General features: G+C 64.9%; 20 protein-coding genes. 5 read left to right on the plus strand and 15 right to left on the minus strand.

What is annotated here, in order from left to right; translation table 11 throughout:
• Positions 1-5 precede the first annotated feature (5 nt).
• From K8P63_RS15785 to K8P63_RS15800, 4 genes are all read left to right on the plus strand, one after another.
• Positions 6-1,199, plus strand: a complete 1,194-nt coding sequence (locus K8P63_RS15785) for an acetyl-CoA C-acyltransferase (RefSeq protein WP_223796972.1) — start codon at positions 6-8, stop codon at positions 1,197-1,199.
• A 3-nt stretch (positions 1,200-1,202) separates the two neighbouring features.
• Positions 1,203-1,964, plus strand: coding sequence for an SDR family NAD(P)-dependent oxidoreductase (locus K8P63_RS15790; RefSeq protein WP_223796973.1), 762 nt, complete (start codon positions 1,203-1,205; stop codon positions 1,962-1,964).
• A gap of 54 nt (positions 1,965-2,018) precedes the next feature.
• Positions 2,019-2,828 (plus strand): SDR family NAD(P)-dependent oxidoreductase, encoded by an 810-nt coding sequence (locus K8P63_RS15795; RefSeq protein WP_223796974.1) that lies wholly within the window; start codon positions 2,019-2,021, stop codon positions 2,826-2,828.
• A gap of 104 nt (positions 2,829-2,932) precedes the next feature.
• On the plus strand, positions 2,933-3,865 hold the full coding sequence (locus K8P63_RS15800) for a LysR family transcriptional regulator (protein WP_223796975.1): 933 nt from the start codon (positions 2,933-2,935) through the stop codon (positions 3,863-3,865).
• Between the two features lie 170 nt (positions 3,866-4,035).
• Here K8P63_RS15800 and K8P63_RS15805 read toward each other — a convergent pair whose 3' ends face one another.
• Positions 4,036-4,257 carry a helix-turn-helix transcriptional regulator gene (locus K8P63_RS15805; protein WP_223796976.1) on the minus strand — a complete coding sequence of 74 codons (222 nt, stop codon included), beginning with the start codon at positions 4,255-4,257 and terminating at the stop codon, positions 4,036-4,038.
• A 94-nt stretch (positions 4,258-4,351) separates the two neighbouring features.
• Here K8P63_RS15805 and K8P63_RS15810 point away from each other — a divergent pair, with 94 nt between their 5' ends.
• Positions 4,352-4,579, plus strand: coding sequence for a hypothetical protein (locus K8P63_RS15810; RefSeq protein ID WP_223796977.1), 228 nt, complete (start codon positions 4,352-4,354; stop codon positions 4,577-4,579).
• Here the strand turns inward: K8P63_RS15810 and K8P63_RS15815 are convergent.
• From K8P63_RS15815 to K8P63_RS15880, 14 genes are all read right to left on the minus strand, one after another.
• Positions 4,539-5,729: a TrbI/VirB10 family protein gene (locus K8P63_RS15815; RefSeq protein ID WP_223796978.1), complete on the minus strand. Its 1,191-nt coding sequence runs from the start codon at positions 5,727-5,729 to the stop codon at positions 4,539-4,541. The genes K8P63_RS15810 and K8P63_RS15815 overlap by 41 nt on opposite strands.
• Positions 5,726-6,571, minus strand: a complete 846-nt coding sequence (gene trbG, locus K8P63_RS15820) for a P-type conjugative transfer protein TrbG (protein ID WP_223796979.1) — start codon at positions 6,569-6,571, stop codon at positions 5,726-5,728. The genes K8P63_RS15815 and trbG overlap by 4 nt, the downstream gene beginning before the upstream one ends.
• Positions 6,568-7,257, minus strand: a complete 690-nt coding sequence (gene trbF / locus K8P63_RS15825; protein WP_223796980.1) for a conjugal transfer protein TrbF — start codon at positions 7,255-7,257, stop codon at positions 6,568-6,570. Before trbF ends, trbG begins: the two co-directional genes overlap by 4 nt.
• Positions 7,254-8,555, minus strand: a complete 1,302-nt coding sequence (trbL, locus tag K8P63_RS15830; protein ID WP_223796981.1) for a P-type conjugative transfer protein TrbL — start codon at positions 8,553-8,555, stop codon at positions 7,254-7,256. The genes trbF and trbL overlap by 4 nt, the downstream gene beginning before the upstream one ends.
• A gap of 3 nt (positions 8,556-8,558) precedes the next feature.
• The gene (gene trbK-alt, locus K8P63_RS15835; RefSeq protein ID WP_223796982.1) at positions 8,559-8,945 is read right to left on the minus strand and encodes a putative entry exclusion protein TrbK-alt; all 387 of its coding nucleotides are present in this window, start codon (positions 8,943-8,945) and stop codon (positions 8,559-8,561) included.
• Positions 8,938-9,684, minus strand: a complete 747-nt coding sequence (gene trbJ, locus K8P63_RS15840; protein ID WP_223799846.1) for a P-type conjugative transfer protein TrbJ — start codon at positions 9,682-9,684, stop codon at positions 8,938-8,940. The genes trbK-alt and trbJ overlap by 8 nt, the downstream gene beginning before the upstream one ends.
• Positions 9,681-12,137: a conjugal transfer protein TrbE gene (gene trbE / locus K8P63_RS15845; protein ID WP_223796983.1), complete on the minus strand. Its 2,457-nt coding sequence runs from the start codon at positions 12,135-12,137 to the stop codon at positions 9,681-9,683. Before trbE ends, trbJ begins: the two co-directional genes overlap by 4 nt.
• A 6-nt stretch (positions 12,138-12,143) precedes the next feature.
• On the minus strand, positions 12,144-12,407 hold the full coding sequence (locus K8P63_RS15850; protein ID WP_165322335.1) for a VirB3 family type IV secretion system protein: 264 nt from the start codon (positions 12,405-12,407) through the stop codon (positions 12,144-12,146).
• Positions 12,407-12,721 carry a TrbC/VirB2 family protein gene (locus K8P63_RS15855; protein WP_223796984.1) on the minus strand — a complete coding sequence of 105 codons (315 nt, stop codon included), beginning with the start codon at positions 12,719-12,721 and terminating at the stop codon, positions 12,407-12,409. The genes K8P63_RS15850 and K8P63_RS15855 overlap by 1 nt, the downstream gene beginning before the upstream one ends.
• Positions 12,718-13,647, minus strand: a complete 930-nt coding sequence (gene trbB / locus K8P63_RS15860; RefSeq protein WP_223799847.1) for a P-type conjugative transfer ATPase TrbB — start codon at positions 13,645-13,647, stop codon at positions 12,718-12,720. The genes K8P63_RS15855 and trbB overlap by 4 nt, the downstream gene beginning before the upstream one ends.
• Before the next feature lie 318 nt (positions 13,648-13,965).
• Positions 13,966-14,184, minus strand: coding sequence for a hypothetical protein (locus tag K8P63_RS15865; RefSeq protein ID WP_223796985.1), 219 nt, complete (start codon positions 14,182-14,184; stop codon positions 13,966-13,968).
• 72 nt (positions 14,185-14,256) lie between these two features.
• Positions 14,257-17,532, minus strand: coding sequence for an error-prone DNA polymerase (locus K8P63_RS15870; RefSeq protein WP_223796986.1), 3,276 nt, complete (start codon positions 17,530-17,532; stop codon positions 14,257-14,259).
• Positions 17,532-19,376: a DUF6504 family protein gene (locus K8P63_RS15875; protein ID WP_317629316.1), complete on the minus strand. Its 1,845-nt coding sequence runs from the start codon at positions 19,374-19,376 to the stop codon at positions 17,532-17,534. The genes K8P63_RS15870 and K8P63_RS15875 overlap by 1 nt, the downstream gene beginning before the upstream one ends.
• Positions 19,294-20,070 carry an ImuA family protein gene (locus K8P63_RS15880; RefSeq protein WP_223796987.1) on the minus strand — a complete coding sequence of 259 codons (777 nt, stop codon included), beginning with the start codon at positions 20,068-20,070 and terminating at the stop codon, positions 19,294-19,296. The genes K8P63_RS15875 and K8P63_RS15880 overlap by 83 nt, the downstream gene beginning before the upstream one ends.
• Between the last annotated feature and the right edge of the window lie 89 nt (positions 20,071-20,159).

The raw sequence follows: 20,159 nt of genomic DNA on the forward strand, positions 1-20,159 counted from the left end.
TGAGAATGAGCGTCGATCCCATCGTCATTATAGGCTGCGCGCGCACGCCGATTGGCGGCTTCCAAGGCGCGCTGGCGGGTGTCGCCGCGCCGGACCTTGGCGCCGTTGCGGTCCGGGCTGCCGTCACGCGTGCCGGCGTTTCACCGCGCGACATCGAACGAATCTATATGGGGTGTGTACTGCCCGCTGGGTTAGGACAGGCACCGGCGCGCCAAGCGGCGCTGAAGGCCGGCCTGCCCGAAACGGTTGAAGCGACCACCGTCAACAAGATGTGTGGGTCCGGTATGCAGGCAGCGATCATGGCCGTCGAAGCGCTGGCCGCTGGCGCGGTTGACATCATAGTCGCGGGCGGGATGGAAAGCATGACCAATGCGCCCTTCCTGTTAGCCAAGCATCGGGCCGGGCAGCGTATAGGTCATGACGTCATCATCGACTCGATGATGATCGACGGCCTCGAAGATGCCTACGACCGCGGGAAGCCGATGGGCGCGTTTGCGGAGGATAGCGCACGCGACTACCAGTTTACTCGTGCCGAGCAGGAGGAATATGCACTACTCAGCCTGGAGCGGGCCAAGGAGGCCATCGCTTCTGGAGCTTTTGCCGACGAAGTGACACCCGTCGCCGTCCCTGGTCGCGGCGGAGATACCCTTGTCGACGAAGACGAACAGCCTGCCAAAGCACGGCCGGACAAGATCCCGTCGCTAAAGCCCGCATTCGCTAAAGATGGCACGATAACTGCGGCGACGTCGGCGTCGATCTCGGACGGCGCGGCAGCACTGGTCCTTACGCGGCAATCCGTTGTCGATGCTCACAAACTAACGCCCGAGGCGGTCATCGTGGCTACGGCGGCTCACGCCCATGAACCAGCCCGCTTCACGACGGCTCCGGTCTTCGCCATCCGCAAGTTATTAGATAAGACAGGATGGTCCATCGATAACGTGGATCTGTTCGAGGTCAACGAGGCCTTTGCCACGGTGGCGATGATCGCCGAACGCGACCTTGCTATTCCGCGAGGCAAGCTAAACGTCAACGGCGGCGCAACCGCCTTAGGTCATCCGATCGGTGCCTCGGGTGCGCGGATTCTGGCGACGCTTATCGCCGCTCTGAAGCGGCGACGGTTGAGACGCGGCATCGCAGCGCTTTGCATCGGCGGAGGCGAAGCCACTGCCATTGCCGTCGAGATAGCTGGGGCAAATTGATCTATGGAAGTCAATGGAGCAGCCGCAATCGTTACGGGCGGCGGATCGGGCCTTGGGAGGGCGACGGCAGAAATGCTGGCCCTGCGCGGGGCCAGGGTGACCATCTTTGATCTTGACGGTGAAACCGGCCGAGCAACAGCGCAGGCAATCGATGCGGACTTTCAACAGGTCAACGTTAGCGACGAGGCAGCGATCACGCAGGCAATCGCCGCGGCGGCGGCACGGCAGGGGGTTGCTCGTGTCCTCGTTAACTGTGCCGGCATCGCTCCCGCGGCACGCATCGTCGACAAGGCTGGATCACCGCACGTCCTTGAAAGCTTCCGTCGGGTCGTCGAGGTCAACCTGATCGGCACGTTCAACATGGTTCCGAAGGTTGCCGCGCGAATAGTAGCTGCGCGCTTCGAGGATGAAGAGGCAGGCGTCATCATCAACACGGCTTCGGTGGCTGCGTTCGATGGACAGGTTGGCCAAGCCGCCTACGCTTCCTCAAAAGCCGCTGTCGCTGGCCTCACACTGCCTGCCGCGCGCGATCTCGCGCAGCACCGCATCCGCGTCATGGCGATTGCGCCAGGCATATTCCTGACGCCGATGATGGGCACATTCCCGCGGGAGATGCAGGACTCCCTCGGAGCACAGGTGCCGCACCCCAGCCGTTTGGGCCGACCGTCCGAGTTTGCCGAACTTGTTCGGTCGATAGTGGAAAACCCTATGTTGAATGGCGAGGTCATCCGGCTCGACGGGGCGATCCGAATGGCGCCCCGATAGCCCCCCAAGTTGCCTGCCTTGCGCACATCAACGAATACGAGAAGGAATATCTGTATGGACCTGCAACTTACAGGGCGACGAGCGCTGATCACCGGTGGCAGCAGAGGCATTGGTTTAGGCATCGCGCGGAGCTTGGCAGCGGAGGGAGTTAACCTTGTGCTTATTGCAAGGGACGACACACGATTGTCGCACGTTGCGAGCGAAATTTGCAGTGAGTTTAACGTGGATGTCCGTACACACTCCGCCGATCTTTACGAAAATCACGCTGCCGACGACATCGCGTCGAAACACGCCGATGTCGATATCTTGGTCAACAATGCCAACACGCCCTCCGGCGGGTCGCTGGAGTCTGTTTCGGACGAGCAGTGGATGCATAACTGGTCGCTCAAGCCGTTCGGATACATTCGTATGATGCGGGCTTTTGTCCCCATCCTCCGCGCAAGAGGCGGCGGCGTCATCGCAAACATGATCGGTGCAATTGGGCAGCTGCCTTCGAATAAAGCAATCTATTCTGCCGCGAGCTGCTCTGCGCTGACAACAATCACTGAAGGATTAGCGCATGATCTTTCTAACATGAGCATCAGAGTGCTAGGCTTCAATTCGTGGGTGGTTAATACAGAAAAGAACGTTCACGCATTTAGAGAGCGCGCTGCTACCAGCTTGGGAGATGCTGCCCGCTGGCCTGAACTTCACTCCAATCTTCCGTTCAAGCGAGCGGCAGAGCCGTCTGAGATAGGGGATTTACTTACATTCTGCGTGTCACCACGAGCGGCTTATTTGTCCGGACAAGTAATTTCTTTGGACGGCGGCTATGTGGCAAGCAGCCTTCCTACCATTGCGAAGGGCGCTTTAGCTCATGAGTGATCGGCTCCTGAAAAGTTGATCGCAGCCAATTTGCCCATCTACTACCGAACTGATTCTTCGGCGCAAATCCAAGTCGCTACCGCTTTGGCTTCTGGGGTGGATTGATGGCGCGTACAACTATCCGCAGCTCGCGTCATCGCATGCTTGGGCGACCCGACTTCTCGCAACTGGAGACTTTCCTGAAGGTGGCTGAGACGCGCAGTTTCGCGGAGGCCGCGCGTCAAATGGGCGTAAGCCAACCAGCAGTCAGCCAGACCATCGCGAGACTGGAAGAGATTTATGGTGGCGATCTGTTCGAACGGCGCCGTGGCGCGCCGGTCTCGCTCACTCTGATAGGAAGGGCTATTTTGCCGAAAGCGAAGCTGTTGCTGTTCTTGGTGGATACCCAGTTGGCGCGCGCTGTGGACATAGCCCAGAGCGTCGCCGGATCACTGGTGGTCGGCTTTTGCTCCGGTCTTAGCAGGGGGCCACTCAAGCTCGGCATTGAAGATTTCCGGAATACCTGTCCGGACGTGGAGCTTCGATTCCTTGAGGCTTCTGCGAATGAACTTCATCGCCAACTCAATGAGCGAACCATTGACATCATGTTCGCGCCGCATCTGCCGAACCTATTAGGCGGCCCCAATGCGCAGGAGCACCTTTGGGATGAACGTCTGCATGTTGCGCTCCGCAAGGATCACCCGCTTGCAACAAATGAAAGCCTACGATGGGCGGACGTATCCGCACTGCCGATCGTTCTTCAAGCTCACAGTGGAGATATGTCGACCTTCCGTGCGGTAGCAGCTCGCATGGGTGCACGTCCGTTCGAGTGCGTACTTCATGATGTTTCACCGGGAACATTGATGGATATGGTCGCACTGGGCTTGGGCGCGACGATCACCTGCCCTTCACTGACAGCACCTCGCACAGAGCTAGAATTATTACCGATTGTAGATGAGAACGCGTTGGTCGCTGTCGAAGCCCTTTGGCCGGAAGAAGATCGCAATCCTATCCGGCATCGTCTCCTAGCATGTGTACGGAAACAAACCACGCTATAGTGATCTACAAGCTTCCCCGGTAAATTTTTGTCGAAGGTGTTGGCGATAAGGAATGGGTCATCGTCAGAAACTGCGGGCCAAATAGCATCCGTACTCCCCGCGATACAGAAGTTTAGACTATGTAAGAAAAGTAGAAAAGCGACGTTCAAGCCAACCGAACAAAGATACCTTCATTTCATGCGCTGCACGGGGGTGATCAGGTCGCGGGCATCGACTTCGAGCGCGGCAGCGAATTTTCCGAGCAACGTAACGCTCGGCGACACCTTGCTGCGCTCGATAGACCCCATATAGCGTAAGCTGATCCCCAAGACATGAGCCATCTCCTCTTGAGTCCGGCCGCTCTCATTGCGAATCCTCCGCAGGTTTGTAGATAAAATATCCTTCAGGTCCATCGACCACGTGATCACAGGACAGGCACGATCGTTCTAGGAACGATCGTGCCTATTCGGTGTAGACGATAACCCTCTCCAAGCTTACGATCGGGGCATGCTGGAAACGCGAGCCATAGCCGACCATCGCCGCATCGAGGCCGAACGCCTTATTGAAATCGCGCGCCAACTGCTCAACCAGCCTGAAGAGGAAATCGTGGCAATCTATCTCGACCATGCGGTTGAGGCTCTACGGATCGTTGCCGAACAATACCCGGTCCAAGCGGACCCTACGCTGCTCGCCGTCAGCCCGCTGGCCATGGCGACAACAGCAGATCAAGACTAACGAGGACGCGAACGCGCGCGCCCGGCCTGATCGTTATCGTCGGCTGCACGTCGAGCTGGCGCGACACGATCTTGTCGCCCGCAGTTTCCACCGAGCGTCCCGCGCTTTCCCGGATCGCGAAAGCGATGTCGGCATTGTCTCCACCCGCCGTCGCGGCGTTCGCGCCTACCCCCAACAAAGTCGACAGCAGGCCCGCCGTCAACAACTTGCCCATGTGATTATTGACCCGGTCCGCAAAGCCGGACTGTCCCGCGCCATCGGTCCCCAACATCCGGTCGAGCTCGATCGACCGCCCATCCGGAAAGATCATCCGCGTCCAAACGACCAGCGCCCGAGATTGCCCGTAGGTCACACGAGCATCATAGCTGCCGAGCAGCCTTGTACCTTGCGGAATGAGCCGCGTACGACCGGTCACCGTGTCGAATACATCCTCTGTCACCTGTGCGACGACCTGGCCGGGAAGGTCGGAGGAAAGCCCGGTGATCAACGCCGCCGCGATCGTCGATCCGGCAGAGACGACATAGCGTCCCGCCGGCGCGGCCAGCCTCCCGCTGTTCACGGTCGGCTCGCCCGTCCCGCCGGTCACAAATGCCGCCTTTCGGTCCTGCGCGTCGCTGAAGGCTGGCTTGGTTTCAGCGGCTCCGATTTCGCCGGGAGGAGCGGCAGCTGGTTCGGCCGCGGGCGTCGCGGTCCTACCGCCCTCGTCGGTGCTGGCGAACAGCTTGCTCGCGCGCGCGCTGTCGCGCTGCTGGCGGCGACGCTGCTGATCAGCTGCGGCCTCGTTATTCCGCGGAGGCTCCACCCCTGTGGCGGGTCCGGCCACCGGTGGCGTCGTGATAGGCGTGGTTCCCGCCAGCGGAGCGACGATCCCTGCCGAGGCCGTGCGCGCGACATCACCATAATCCTTCGGCGCGTCGGCAAGCGCATCCTTGTTGCGCCGGTCTATCGAGACGGTCTCCTGGGTGCCAGAACTACGATGTCCCGCCGTCAGACTATATCCGAGCGCGGCCGCGACCCCGAGTGCGCTGACGCCGGTCAGCGTCACCAATGCCTTGCGCGACAGGCGGCGCGGCGTCGGGGCCGGCGCGCGGGTCGCGATCGGCGGACGGGTCGCTGCCGGATCGCCGGCAAGCTCATCAGGGCCGCTCATGAGCGCGGCTCCCGCGCGCGCGTCCGCTCGATGCGAACGATTTGTTGATGCTTCGTCCCCAAGCGCAATTCCGCGACCGAGAACAGGCGGTCGACAACGATGTAGCGTCCGGAGACACGATAATTTACGAGCTCGGCTTGCTTCTTCTCGCCGATCAGGAACAGCGGCGGCAGCTCGCTCTGCGTGATCGTTTCGGGGAACAGCAGATAGGCTTTCGCGCCGTCATCGAAGACCTGGACCGGCTTCCAGGACGGATTTGCGCCGGATAGCCGATAGGCAAAGTCGAGCTTCGCCGGATCGATACCGGACTGTACCTGCGTATTGGCGACAGCATTTGCCGCCTCGATCCGGGCCCGAACCGCGATCAGTTCATCCTGCGGATAGGACCAGCCCACGCTCGCCATGTACGTCGCCGGCGTCGATCGGAGCTCGACATGGTAGGTCCGCTTGTCCGTGTTGATGACCAAATTGGTGCGGATGCCCGGATCGGTCGGCTTGACGAGGATATGTGTGCGGCGATTAGCGCCAGTGCCGCTCGACGCCTCACCGATCACCCAACGCACCGTGTCGCCGGCCGCGACCGCGCCGGTGTCGGACAGCGTTTCACCCTCCTGAAGCACGATGTCGGTGACCTGCCCAACGGCCGCATAGACCTGATAGAGGCCGCCGGGCGCATAGACGAACAATTGCGTCGCGCCCTGCCAGCCGGATGCGCGGGCGTTGACTCGCGCCGCTTCGGTGGCAGCGGCCACCGGGCGCGCCGCAGCGGTTGCAGATTGCGCCAGCGCTGGCGTTCCAGCGAGCAAAAGGGGCGTAGCGAATAGAAGGAAGCGCATGGTCATTCTCCGAGATCCTGGGACCAGTTGATGGCGTGGACGTAGAGCCCGAGCGGATTGCGGCTCAGCGTTGCGGCGTCGCTTGGGGATCGGACGACGATCGTCAGCACCGCCGTCCAGTGGGTCGTGCCGCTGAGTTGGCCATGCTCGTACCGCCGTTCCTCCCAGGCGATCCGGAAGCTGTCAGCCGATGCACGCACGACATTCTTGACGTCGACCGACACCTGGCTTTCGGCGAGCTTTGCGAACGGATCGCTGGCGCGCGCATATTCATTGAGAACCGCGGCGCCCTGCTCGGTTGTAAAATCGTAGGCCGCCGCAAGATTTTGGCGCAGCACGATGGGGTCCGCCGGCCGCGACCGGACATTCTCGATGAACCGCGCGAGATGCCACGCGATCTGGGGGTCGGTCGGCCGATAGTCGGCGTCCGCTGGCGACACAGCGCGCGCGGCGCCGAGCCGGTCAACCTCGACCACATAGGGCACGATATGCGAGCCGAACCGCAGGCGGAGATTATCGACCACCGACAGCGACAGCAGCGCGGTCGCGCCGAACGCCATCATCCGCCAGCTATGGGCCTGCACGCGGGCCGAGCCGATGCGGTCATCCCAGGCCTGACCTGCGCGCTGATAGGGAGTTTCAGGGGTCGGCTCGCGCCCCAAGCGCGATGACGGTCGACGAAACGGGTTCATGAACGATCCTCCAGCGAGATATGCGCGGAACCGCCATGATGGTCGGCGGACCGCAAAGTGTGGGCGGCGAGCGTCGCGCCCTGGACCATCGCCTGACGGCGACGCAGGCGCTTCGCCCAAGCCGGGGCCGGTGCAGCGGTGGAAGCGCCACCAGCCTGACTGCTCTCAGCGTCCTGCGCTTCGGGCGCGGCGCTGGCTTCGGCCGTCGCCGCGGCCGCCTCGCCAACCTCGGCAGGCGCGCTGCTCGCGCTTGCGCCACCTCCCGGCGCTCCGGACGGCGGGGGAACCGTCGGAGCGCCGCCCGTCGGCGCCGGGGGAGCGGGTGGCGTCGACGAGGATCCGCCAGCGGGGGGCGAGCCAGCGGACCGGGAGAGAGTGGAAGCGGCGGCCGATCCGGCGCGGCTGGCGAGCCCCGCCGCGCCGGCGACGCCCATGGTGGCGGCCGCGCCAATGCCCGCGACGGTCGCGCCAGTCGCAACCGCCGCGCCGGCACCGAGTTGCGGGCCGCCCGAGATCAGACCCGAAGCGATTCCAGGGCCGAAGATAGCGAGGCCGAGAAGGGTGAGTGCTGCGAGCGCGAGGCTAGCGACCTGTTCGAGCGTCGGTTGAGCGCCGCCGAAGTCGATCACGAATTCGTGGAAGATCGTCGAGCCAATACCGATGATGACGGCGAGCACGAGCACTTTCACGCCCGTCGCCATCACGTTGCCGAGCACGCGCTCGGCGAGGAAGGCGGTCCGTCCGAACAGCCCGAACGGCACGAGCACGAAGCCCGCAAGCGTCGTCAGTTTAAACTCGATCAGCGTGACGAACAGCTGAATCGCGATGATCAGGAAGGCGAGCAGCACAATCGCCCAAGCGACCAGCAGCACGACGATCTGGATGAAGTTAGTGAAAAAGCCGACCGGCCCGACGAGGAGCGAGGCCTGGTCGAGCAGCGGCTGTCCGGCATCGATCCCGAGCTGCGCGATCTTGCCCGGATGAAGCAGATCGTCGGCGCTTCCCGATCCGGCTGCCTTGAGGCCGATCCCTGAGAAGCTGAGATAGATGATCTTGGCGAGACCATTCCAGTTCGCGATCAGGAAGGCGAAGAACCCGACCTGCAGGGTCTTCTTCACGAGCCGTGCAACGACATCTTCGCCGTCGCCCCACGTCCAGAACAGCAGCGCCAGCGTGACGTCGATGACGATCAGCGAGCTTGCCAGAAACCCGACGTCGCCATGGATCAGACCGAAGCCGGAATCGATATAGCGCGCGAAGAGATCGAGAAACCGATCGATGACGCCCGTGCCTTCCATCGCTCAGCGCTCCTGCGGATCGAGAGGGGCGATTGTGGTCGCGACCGCGGGCGCGGGCTCAATCGCGGGCGGTTCGACCGGGCGCACATAGCTTCGGCTCTCGCCCATGAAGCGACGCCGATTGACCTCCCACGCCGCCTGGCAGCGCTCATCGGTCGTGCCCGTTGGGAGAGCCCGGCAACGCGCCAGCTCGGCGCGCAGCGGATCCACGTCCGCGGCAGGCGTTACCTCCGCGGCCTCGCCCACCACATAATGCGAAGCGGACGGCAAGGGATCGTTCAGCGCGATCAGTGCCGCGATCCCAACCGTTGCCGCGCTACCGGCGATCGCAATCGATCGCCAACCGACGCCGGCGAACCAGCCCGACGAAGGCGACTTTTCGTCAGTCATGGAAGAGCGACACGCTCTGAGGAACGTAGCCGGCGCCCGGCGCGAGGAAGCGCTTGGTCTGCTCACGCCCTTGCGCCTCATCCGCCGCGACGCGCGCGGCCTGGATTGCTGCCGCGCGCGATTGGGCCGCGACCATCGCGGTCAGATCGGCGAGCTGGCGCGTCTGAAGCGCGAGTAGCTGATTGCCGGCCTGTGACGCTTGCAGCGCGCCGGTCGCGCCCTGACTGGCGGTGATCAAGGCCGAGCTTTGATCGCGCGTCCCGTCCAGGTTGCCGGTGACGGTGGCCCCGGTTCGTAGCGAATCCTGATAGGCTGCCAGCGCGTCGGTCCACCGCGTCTGCGCATTGGAAACGAGCGTCCCCGACGACGTGCCGGAGAGCGAGCCGGCGGGATAACGCTGGCTGAACACCTGGTCGATATCCTGCACCCGATAGGCAATTTGCTGCGCTTGGGTGATGAGGGCTCGGGTCCGGTCGATATCCTGCTGGATGTTGGTGAGCACCGAGGTCGGCAGGTTCGCCAGATTGCGCGCCTGGTTGATCAGGCTCTGCGCCTGGTTCTGGATCTGGGTGATCTGGTTGTTGATCTGCTGCAGACTGCGCGCGGCGGTCAGCACGTTCTGCGCATAGTTGGTGGGATCATAGACGATCCCGCCGAACTGCGCGTCGGCCGGCGCGGCGATGATCAGCGCGAGCGCCGTGACGCCGGCAACGAGACTGGATTTGCGAAAACGTGTCATGCGAAAGCCTCCTGAGGTTCGAGTGCGTTGGTGATGAGAAGATCGGCCGCCCATGGCAGGCCGCGATGGCGCGCCCAGGCTGCGGCGAAGCCGTCTGGCCCATGCGCTTCGACCAGTGCCGTGATCGCGTTGAGGTCGGTCCGGGAGGCGGCGGCGGCAAAGGCGAGCGCGACGGGGCCGAGCCCGAGATCGAAAAGCCGGTTGCCCAGTGCCGATTGGCAATAATAGTCGCGCTTGGGCGTTGCGCTTGCGATGATCTCGATCTGGCGATCGTTGAGGCCGAACCGGCGATACACGCCGGCAATCTGTGGCTCGAGCGCGCGCTCGTTCGCCAGAAATATCCGCGTCGGGCAGCTCTCGATGATCGCCGGCGCGATCGCTGAACCCTCGATGTCAGCCAGACTCTGGGTCGCGAAGATGACGCTCGCATTTTTCTTGCGGAGCGTCTTCAGCCATTCCTTGAGCTGTCGGCCGAACAAGGGATCATCGAGCGCTAGCCAGCCTTCGTCGATCAGGATCAGCGTGGGCCGCCCATCGAGCCGCCGGCCGATGCGATGGAAAAGGTAGGAGAGCACGGCAGGCGCAGCAGGCGTTCCCACCAGTCCTTCGGTCTCGAATGCCTGCGCGTCACTGGTCCCGAAATGCTCGACATCGCCATCGAGCAGCCGGCCATAGGGTCCGGCCAGCGTATAGGGCGCAAGCGCACGCTTGAGGCCCGATGCCTGGATCAACACGGCGAGACCGGTCAGCGTGCGCTGCTGGACCGGCGCGTCGGCGAGCGATCCGAGCGCCGTCCAGAGATGCTCCTTCACTTCGGGCGTGATCGCGAACTCCTCGCGGGCGAGGATCGCGGCCAGCCAATCCGCCGCCCAGGCACGCTCGTCGGGCTCGTCGATCCTCGCGAGCGGCTGGAGCGATACGGGCGCGGCACTGCCGCCGCTCAAGCTGCCGCCGAGATCATGCCACTCGCCGCCGATGCCGAGGGTCGCGGCGCGGATCGAGCCGCCATGATCGAAGGCAAAGATCTGAGACTGCCTGTAGCGGCGGAACTGGAGCGCCATGAAGGCGAGCAACACGCTCTTGCCCGCGCCAGTCGGGCCGATCACGATCTCGTGACCGACGTCGCCGACATGCAGCGAGAAGCGGAAGGGTGTCGCACCCTGCGTACGCGCATGAAACAGCGGCGGCGCGTTGAAATGCGCGTCCCGGTCGGGACCGGCCCAGACTGCCGACACCGGCATGATGTGGGCCAAGTTCAGCGTCGAGACCGGCGGCTGACGAACATTGGCGTACGGGTTGCCGGGCAGCGACCCGAGCCAGGCTTCCAGCGCGTTCAATCCTTCGGCGATGCAGGCGAAGTCGCGGCCCCGCACGATCTTCTCGATCGCCTGCAGGCGAACATCGGCGTCGCGGGCGGTGTCGCCCAGCACGGTGATGGTTGTGGTGACGTAGGCGTAGCCGGCAATGTCGGCACCGAGATCCTGGAGGGCCGCATCAGCTTCCGCAGACTTGTTGGCGGCGTCGCTGTCGACCAGCACGCTGGCCTCGTTGGTCAGCACTTCCTTGATGATCGCGGCCAGGCTCTTGCGCTTCGAGAACCACAGACGACGAATGCGGCCGAGCATGCGCTGCGCCGACACCTTGTCGAGGCAGATCGCCCGGGTCGACCAGCGATACGGGAAGCCCAGCCGGTTAAGCTCGTCGAGCATCCCTGGCACCGTCACGGCCGGGAAGCCGGTGATCGACAGTGTCCGCAAATGCTTGGACCCGAGCTGCGGCGCGAGCCCGCCGACCAGCAATTCGTCCGATAGCAGCGCATCGAGGTGCATCGGCGTTTCGGGAACCGCGATGCGCTGATCGTGGGTCGAGATCGTCGAGTGAAGATAGGTCAGCGTCTCGGCATCCGAGAGCCACGCGGCTTCCGGCATCACCCCCTCGATCATGTCGAGGAGCCGGCCCGTGTCGCGCTCGAAATCGTCGAGATGATCGGCGGCAGTCGCGACACCTTCCGCCCCGCCTTCGTAGAAGTACGATGACGCCTTCGACGTATCGTCGGCTGGCGGCAGCCATTGCAGCGTCAGATAATAGGCGCTGGTGAAGTTCGGGCGGGTGATGTCGCCGCCCTCGAACTGATCGCGCCGTTCCTCGTCAATCAGCGCCGAGACCGGATCGCCGAAACCGTCCGACGCCGGATAGCCCGGCGTTTCCTTGCGCTGCGCTTCGACATAGATCGCCCAGCCGGTACCGAGCCGCTTCAAGGCGCTGTTCAAGCGACTGGAGGTCGCGATCAGCTCGGCCTGGGTCGCGCTGTCCAGATCGGGCCCGCGGAAGCGTGCGATCCGCACAAAGCTACCATCCTTGTTGAGGATAATGCCCGGCGCGATCAACGCCGCCCAAGGCAGGAAGTCGGAGAGGCGGGACGCCCGGCGGGCGTGTTCGCGCAGGAACATCATGGTAGATCAGCTTTCGAAAAGAGTGGGAAGCGCGACGTGGCGGCGGGCGACGGGGAGGATCTGGGGGTCGCGGCGCGCGGCGAAGACAGCGAGGCCGTGGCCGACAAGCGCCATCACGATGCCGGCGATCCAGAGGCGGAGCCCGATCCCGACGGCGGCGGCGAGCGTTCCGTTGACGATCGCCAGCGCGCGGGGAGCCCCGGCCAGCAGGATCGGTTCGGCAAGCGCCCGGTGGACGGGTGCTGCAAACCCGGGCAGGTCCTCCTGCATCAGACCAAGGCCCCGCCGCCGAAGCTGAAGAAGCTCAGGAAGAAGGACGAGGCGGCGAAGGCGACCGACAGGCCGAACACGATCTGGATGAGCTTGCGGAAGCCGCCCGACGTGTCGCCGAACGCCAGCGTCAGGCCCGTGATCACGATGATGATCACGCCGATCACCTTGGCGACCGGCCCCTGCACCGAGTCGACGATCGACTGGAGCGGCGTCTCCCAGGGCATCCCGGTGCCACCGGCCCAGGCGGGTGATGAGGTCAGAATCGCGGCCACGACGAGGCTGGCGCGGTGAAGTTTGTGCAGGCGGGTCATGAAGCTGCTCCTGTGGCGGGGTAGATGGTGAGAAGGCGGTAGGTGCCGTCGGGCCCAAGCCCTTCGACGCGGACCAGCTCCGACAGCCGGCGCTCCGGGCCGCGGCCGGTCAGCACCGCGATCACGTCGATCGTCTCGGCGATCAGCGGTCGCGGGACATGAGCGATGGCTTCGAGGATCAGCTGTTCGAGACGATGCAGCGCGGCGGTGGCGGTGCCGGCATGAATCGTGCCGATCCCGCCGGGATGGCCGGTGCCCCAAGCTTTCAGCAGATCGAGCGCTTCGGGGCCGCGCACCTCGCCGACCGGAATTCGATCAGGGCGAAGCCGGAGGCTCGAGCGGACGAGATCGGTCATGGTGACGCCCGGCGCCGTGCGCAGGCTCACCACATTGGCGGCATCGCAGCGCAGCTCGCGCGTATCCTCGATCAGGATGATGCGATCGCTTCCGCCCGACGCCACCCCGAGCAGCGCGTTGGTAAGCGTCGTCTTGCCGGTCGACGTGCCGCCGGCGACGAGAATGTTCGCGCGGGTCTGAACCGCCTGCGCAAGATAAGCAGCCGCCGTCGCCGTCATCGTGCCCGCAGCGACGTAATCGGCGAGCGCGAGCGGCAGGCTGGCGGGCCGGCGGATCGAGAAAACCGGCTCGGTGACGACCGGCGGCAGCAGGCCTTCGAACCGCTCGCCGCCCTCCGGCAACTCAGCCGAGACACGCGGCGCACCGCGATGAACCTCGGCGCCGACATGGTGGGCTACTAGCCGGATGATGCGCTCGGCCTGGAGCGAGCTTAGTCGCTCGCCCGTCTCCGCAATGCCGCTGTCGAGATGATCGACCCACAGCCGACCATCGGCATTCAACATGATCTCGGCGACATTGGCATCGTCGAGCCATGCCGCGATCGCCGGACCCAGCGCGCTGCGCAACATGGCAGTGCCGCGTGCGTGGACGATGGCGGAAGGCTGGGTCACTGAGCTCTGTCTCCGTTGGTCGAGACCGCGTCGGCGGCGTCGGAGACAGGTAAAGAATGCGAATTTTGGCTGCGGACAACAGCTTTTCGGAGCCGTCGTGGGATAGGCGGCGGGCGGTTACATTAGGGTAGGTTGGCCCAACGCGTGGGCGCTCGCGACGCCATGCCTTTCGAGCGATTTGGCGATCGACGACCGCAACGATGGGCCGGACGATTCGCGCGCGACCGATTGGCCGGCTGGTTTAGGCCGAGTGCGTTCTGACAGATATGCGCGCGCTCAGGCCGGCTCGTGCATGCTCACGGCGGTGTCGAGACGGACACCCTTGCACAGGCTGACCAGTTCCTTGGCGGTTGCGGGATCATGACGATCCATAGCCGCACCGGCCGCGTTCTTTAGCGCGCTCATGACCCCGCGAACCTGATCCGCGCTGATCGCATCGGTATGAAACAATCCGCGCACGACGGCGCGAATCGCTAATTCGGTTGCGAGATCCATAACGTCTCTCCTTTCGAGTCCCTGCGATGAGTTTATCATCGCACGGCTTCGAGCGCCGCCCTTGACCAACAATCAGTGGAAGTCGTGACTGCGGATTCGCAACATTTCCTCTTCGTCGGGAACGGTATTGAATGGTGGATAGGACAACGTCCGCCCACGGGGCGGCCAGGTCGGATCGCGCGGATCGGGACCGCCGCCGTTCTTCGCCCCGTCGCCGCGGCCTGGGGCCACGCTGAACTCCATGCGCCCGATCGAGCGCAGCATGTCGTCATGATCGACGATACGGTCGCAGATGATGTGGATGACCTCGCCTTCCTTCTGGAGACGCCCCCGCATCGCGATCATCGATGCCGACATGACCTGCCGGCGGTAAATCTCGAATCGGTCGGGCCAGATGATGCCGTTGGCGATGCCGGTCTCATCCTCGATCGTCACGAACAGCACGCCCTTGGCCGAGCCCGGTCGCTGGCGGACGAGGATGACTCCGGCGACCTCGACATTGCGCCCGTCGCGGATCGAGGTGAGATCGGCGCACCGGACGATGTTCATTGCGCTGAGCTGATCGCGCAGGAACGCGACCGGATGACCGCGCAGCGATAGCTGCGTCGAGCGATAGTCCTCCACGACCTCCCGCCCGGCGGTCATCGCATGTAGCGCGACTGACGGCTCCAGCGCTTCGGGTGAGAACCGCTCCTCGCGCTCGTCGGCGGCAGCGAAGAGCGGCAGCGGTGCTTCGCCCAATCCCTTCACCTTCCACAGTCCCTGCCGGCGATCGTCGGCAATGACGTGAAAGGCGTCCGCCTCCGCCAGCCGCTCGATCGCGGCACGCGGCACGCCGCTGCGCCGCCAGACCTCCTCGACGCTTTCGAACGCCGTCGGCCCACGTGCGCCGGCGATCGCGGCACCATGGATGTTGGCGAGCCCGCGCACCTGCCGAAACCCTAGCCGCACCGCCATGTAGCGGCCGCGTGCCGGTTCCAGCGTGCAATCCCAATGACTATCGTTGATCGACACCGGCCGGACCTCGACGCCGTGCTTGCGGGCGTCGGCGACGATCTGCGCGGGGGCGTAGAATCCCATCGGCTGGGCGTTGAGCAGCGCTGCGCAGAACACGTCGGGATGATGATGTTTCATCCAGCAGCTCGCATAGGCGATCTTGGCGAAACTGGCGGCGTGGCTCTCGGGAAAGCCGTAAGAACCGAAGCCCTCGATCTGCTTGAACGTCCGCTCGGCGAAATCCTTGGGATAGCCGCGCGCGATCATGCCGCCGACCAGCTTGTCGAAGAAATGGCTGACCCCGCCGGTCAGCTTGAACGTGGCCATCGCGCGGCGGAGCTGGTCTGCCTCGACCGCGGTGAACCCCGCGCCGACGATGGCGACCTTCATCGCCTGCTCCTGGAACAGCGGCACGCCGAGTGTCTTTTCGAGCACCGCGCGTACCTCGGGCCGCGGATATTCCGGCTTCTCCTTGCCCTCGCGGCGACGCAGATAGGGATGGACCATGTCGCCCTGGATCGGTCCGGGCCGCACGATCGCGACCTCGATGACGAGATCGTAGAATTCCTTGGGCTTCATGCGCGGCAGCATCGACATCTGCGCGCGGCTTTCGATCTGGAAGACACCGAGCGTGTCCGCCTTCTGGATCATGGCATAGACGTCCGGATCGTCGTCCTGCAGGTCGGCCATGCCGACCCGGATGCCCTTCATTTCTTCAAGCAGGTTGAAGGCCCGGTTCATGCAGCCGAGCATGCCGAGGCCCAGCACGTCGACCTTCATGAATTTCAGCGCGTCGATATCGTCCTTATCCCATTCGATGATCTGGCGGTCTTCCATTCGCGCCGGCTCGATCGGCACGAGATCGTCGAGCCGTGCCTGGGTCAGCACGAACCCGCCGGGATGCTGCGACAGATGGCGCGGCGAGCCGATCAGCTGGCGGGCGAGCTTGAGCGTCAGCTTGAGCCGGTGATCCTCGGCATTGAGGTTCAGGCTGGCGATCTGCTCGTCGGTGATGCCGTCGACCGACCAGCCCCACACCAGCCCGGTGAGCATCTTAGTCAGATCGCGCGGTAGCCCGAGCGCCTTGCCCACCTCGGCGACCGCGCCGCGGGTGCGATAGCGGGTGACGACCGCCGTCAGCGCCGAGCGATGCCGACCGTAGGTCTCGTAAATCCATTGGATGATTTCTTCGCGACGCTCATGCTCGAAGTCGACGTCGATGTCGGGCGGCTCCTTGCGCTCGCCGGAGACGAATCGCTCGAACAGCAGCTCGTGCTTGATCGGATCGATCGACGTGATGCCGAGCAGATAACAGACGCAGCTATTGGCCGCCGAGCCCCGACCCTGGCAGAGGATGCCGCGCCGGCGGCTCTCGGCAACGATCGCGTTGACCGTCAAGAAATAGGGCGCGTAGCCGAGTCGATCGATCAGCTTCAATTCGTGGTCGATTTGGTCGCGATATTTGGCCGGCAACCCGTCGGGGAACATGCGGGTCGCGCCTTCTTCGGTTAGGCAGGCCAGCGCCTCCTGCGCCGTGCGGCCCGCCATCACCTCCTCATAGGGATATTGATACTGGATCTCGCCAAGGTCGAACCGGCATTGGCTGGCGATATCGGCGCTCGCCTGGATCGCGTCGGGAAACGCCGCGAACCGGCGTTCCATTTCCGCAGGCGACTTCAGATTACGGTCCATGAACCGCTCGCGCCTGAACCCCAGCGCGTCGATGGTAGTCTTCTCGCGGATCGCGGTCATCACGTCCTGCAGCGGCCGTGCTTCGGGTGCGTGATACAGCACGTCACCGGTCGCGACGCTGCACACGCCGGCGGCGCGCGCGAGAGCATCGAGCCTGTGCAGCCGTTCGGCGTCGTCGGGCCGCCGCCGAAGCGACAGCGCGAGATAGCCACGCGACCCGAATACCTCGCGCAGATTGCCGAGATGGCCTGCGGTCGTATCGTCGGGCAGATCGGGCAACAGGATCGCGACCAGCCCGTCAGCATGGGCGGCGACGTCGTTCCAGTCGAGAATGCAGCAGCCCTTGCCGCCGCGCGCCTTGCCGGCCGACAGCAAGCCGGTCAGCCGCGACCACGCTGTGCGATCAGTCGGATACAGCAACAGCGCGCGGCCGTCGGTGAGCGCGACCCGCGCACCGGGGATCATCCGGACGCTCGTCGCCTTCTGGCCGTCCCAGCCGCGTACAACGCCAGCGACACTGCCCCAGTCGGCGAGACCGAGCACGGTGTGACCAAGCAGCGCGGCGGCGGCGAACAGCTCCTCCGGCGACGAGCTTCCCCGCAGGAAGGAGAAGTGGCTGGTGACTTGCAGCTCGACATAGGTGGTGGCGGTGTCGGCCATCACCCGAACAGCCCGTGCATATACCAGCTGAGATCGCCAGTGTTGCCCTCGACGCCGTCGCCGCGCCGGAACAGCCAGAAACGCTCGCCATCCTCGGTCTCGACGCGGAAATAATCACGCACTGCCCACATCTCTTGGGGCTTACGCCACCATTCGCCGTGAATGCGTTCGGGGCCGTCGCCCGCGACCACGTGGTAGGCGGTGCCGCGCCAGACGAACCGGCGCGGCGGGTGATCGGGCAAAAGCGCCACCACGTTGGACAGCAGCTCCGGCCGTCGCAGCATCCGCACGGGTCGCTTCCAGATCGGCCAGCCGGTCGGGCAAGCGAGCGCATCGGTGCGGATGATGGCGCGCTCGGGAACATCGCTTTCCTGCGCGCCTATGCGAAACAGCGCGGCGTCGCCGGCGCGACCGGCAAGCTGATCGACCAACGGCGCAAGGTCGGGCACGCTGGGTCCGGCGAGCCCCGTCGCGAGCGACACCGGCATGAGATCTTCGACGCGGGGCGCAGCAAGCGCCATCGCCTCGATGCCGAGATCGGGCTCGATCCGCTCGATCCGCAACGCGAACATGCGCTTGAGGTGCTTGGCGTCACGCGTCGCCTTGGCGGCGCCGAGCCCAATCCGCTGCTCGACGCCGTCGACGCGCAGGCAGGTGAGGACAGCGGCGCGCAGGCCAAGTTCGCGCGCCTGAAGCAGGACCACCATATCGTCGACGAGATCGCCGATGACCTGGCTTATGGCTTCGGCGGTGGCGATCGGTTCGAGCAAGCGGCGTTCGACGCGCGGTTCCTCGAACGGCACGACGGGGACGATCGGTTCGGCTACGGCCCCTCGCGCCTGATCCAGCCGCGTCACGGTCGCCGTGCCGAGCCGGCGCGCGAGCGGCCCGCGCGCGATCGGGTAGAGATCGGCGACGCGCTCCAGTCCGAACCGCGCGGCGGAGGTCAGTGCCTCGGCCGTCAGGCGCAGCGCCGCTAGCGGCAGTTCGGCGATCGCCCGGGTTTCCTGGCCGGGAGGGAGGATGGTGATGGGATCGCCGCCATAGCGCGCCAGTGCGTGCGCGGCGCCGGGCGTGCCGGCGATGGCGATGCTGGCGGTGAAGCCGAGACGGTGAAGGAAGCGGAGCAACCGCCGGCAGAAGCGCGCCTCGCCGCCGAACAGGTGGGTCGTGCCGGTGAGATCGAGCCAGAGGCCATCCGGGCCGGCGACGCTCGCGGTCGGCGTCCAGCGCCCGACCGCGTGCAGCGCAAGCCGGTCGAGCAGTGCGCGATCCTGGTCCTGTTCGGCGTCGCGGACGTCGAGATCGGTGACGAGCGCGCGGGCATGGGCCGCCGCCATGCCTGGACGCAGGCCCAACTCCAGGGCTACCGGACAGACGGCGGTGACGACATCGCGCTGTCCCATGCGCTCGATCAGGATCGTCGGTCGCGCCCAGGTTGCGATCAGCGGCAGCTGGATGGCAGGCGCGTAGCCGGGAGCGCCTTCGTCAGGCGGCATCGCCTTGAAGGGATTGTCGGCGGCTTCGCTCCGCCGGCCCATCTCGCGCATGGTCGGGCGCTGGTGCGCGGGCAGCGCGTCGATTTCGCTCTGGGTCGGCTTTCCACCGCTCGCACCGCCCTGCGGCCACGCCGCGGCGCCATGATCGGCGAGCGCCCAACGTGCGCCCGGCCGCCATCCGCCGCCACGCGGCACCGAGCAGGCGCCGGGATCGTCGTCAATCGGCGTCGAGAATCTCGATTGTGCGAGGGCCGGCGGCGCCTCAGGCGGCTTGGCTGGCCGCTCCGACCTGCGCAATCGCTCTATGGCGAGGTGCGGCAGGTAGAGCGAGGCGACCCTGGTCATCACATGCGTCAAGTTCGAGGGAGAAGGGATTGCCGTTGCGCTGGCGGACCAGCTCGACCGACCAGCGAGCCCGGCCGACACCGGGATAACCCAGCCGCTCGGAGGAGACGCAGCCGATCCGCCAACGGGTCATGGCCGAGGACGGCTGCTCGAGTGGGCAGCGGTCACGCGATCGATGGCGTCGATAGAGCAGCATCGGCGTCCTGCCGTCGGATGCCGCGAGCTGGAGTCGCCGTGTCGCGGTCTGGTCCGCCGCTTTCACCTCGGCGATGACGCAGGCGACCGAGCCATCGCGCAGCGCGTCTTCGGCCATCGCCAGCACGTCGGCGTCCTTGCGGCCCTGCGCGTAGAGGATACGGTCGGGACCCAGACCGATTTGTTCGAGGCCAGGCGCGTAAAGATCGAACCGGGTCAGCGCCCACAAGACGGTGAAACCCGGCTGGTTGGCGAATCGCGCTGCGATGCCGGCGGCGAACAACGTCGCGGCCGCATCGGCGCTCAGCGCGGCGGTGGCCGCCGCGATCTCGTGCAGGCCGGCCCCGTCTAGTCCGTGATCGGCAAGCCGATCATCGAGCGCCGCGAGTCCGAACGCCAGCGCGGGCCCGCGCTGGCTCTGGGCCTGCGCGAGCTGTGCGCGAAGCGCAGCGAGCTGATCGGCGCAAGGCCGATCGATGGGCGACGGTTGGGCGGACATCGGACAACATCGACTCACTTGTTCGCCATATGTTCCGACTCATCGGAGGTTTCGTCAAGCGGCGTGAATCCGAGGCTCAGGATCGACCG

It is taken from the genome of Sphingomonas nostoxanthinifaciens (assembly GCF_019930585.1).
Taxonomy (GTDB): Bacteria; Pseudomonadota; Alphaproteobacteria; order Sphingomonadales; family Sphingomonadaceae; genus Sphingomonas_I; species Sphingomonas_I nostoxanthinifaciens.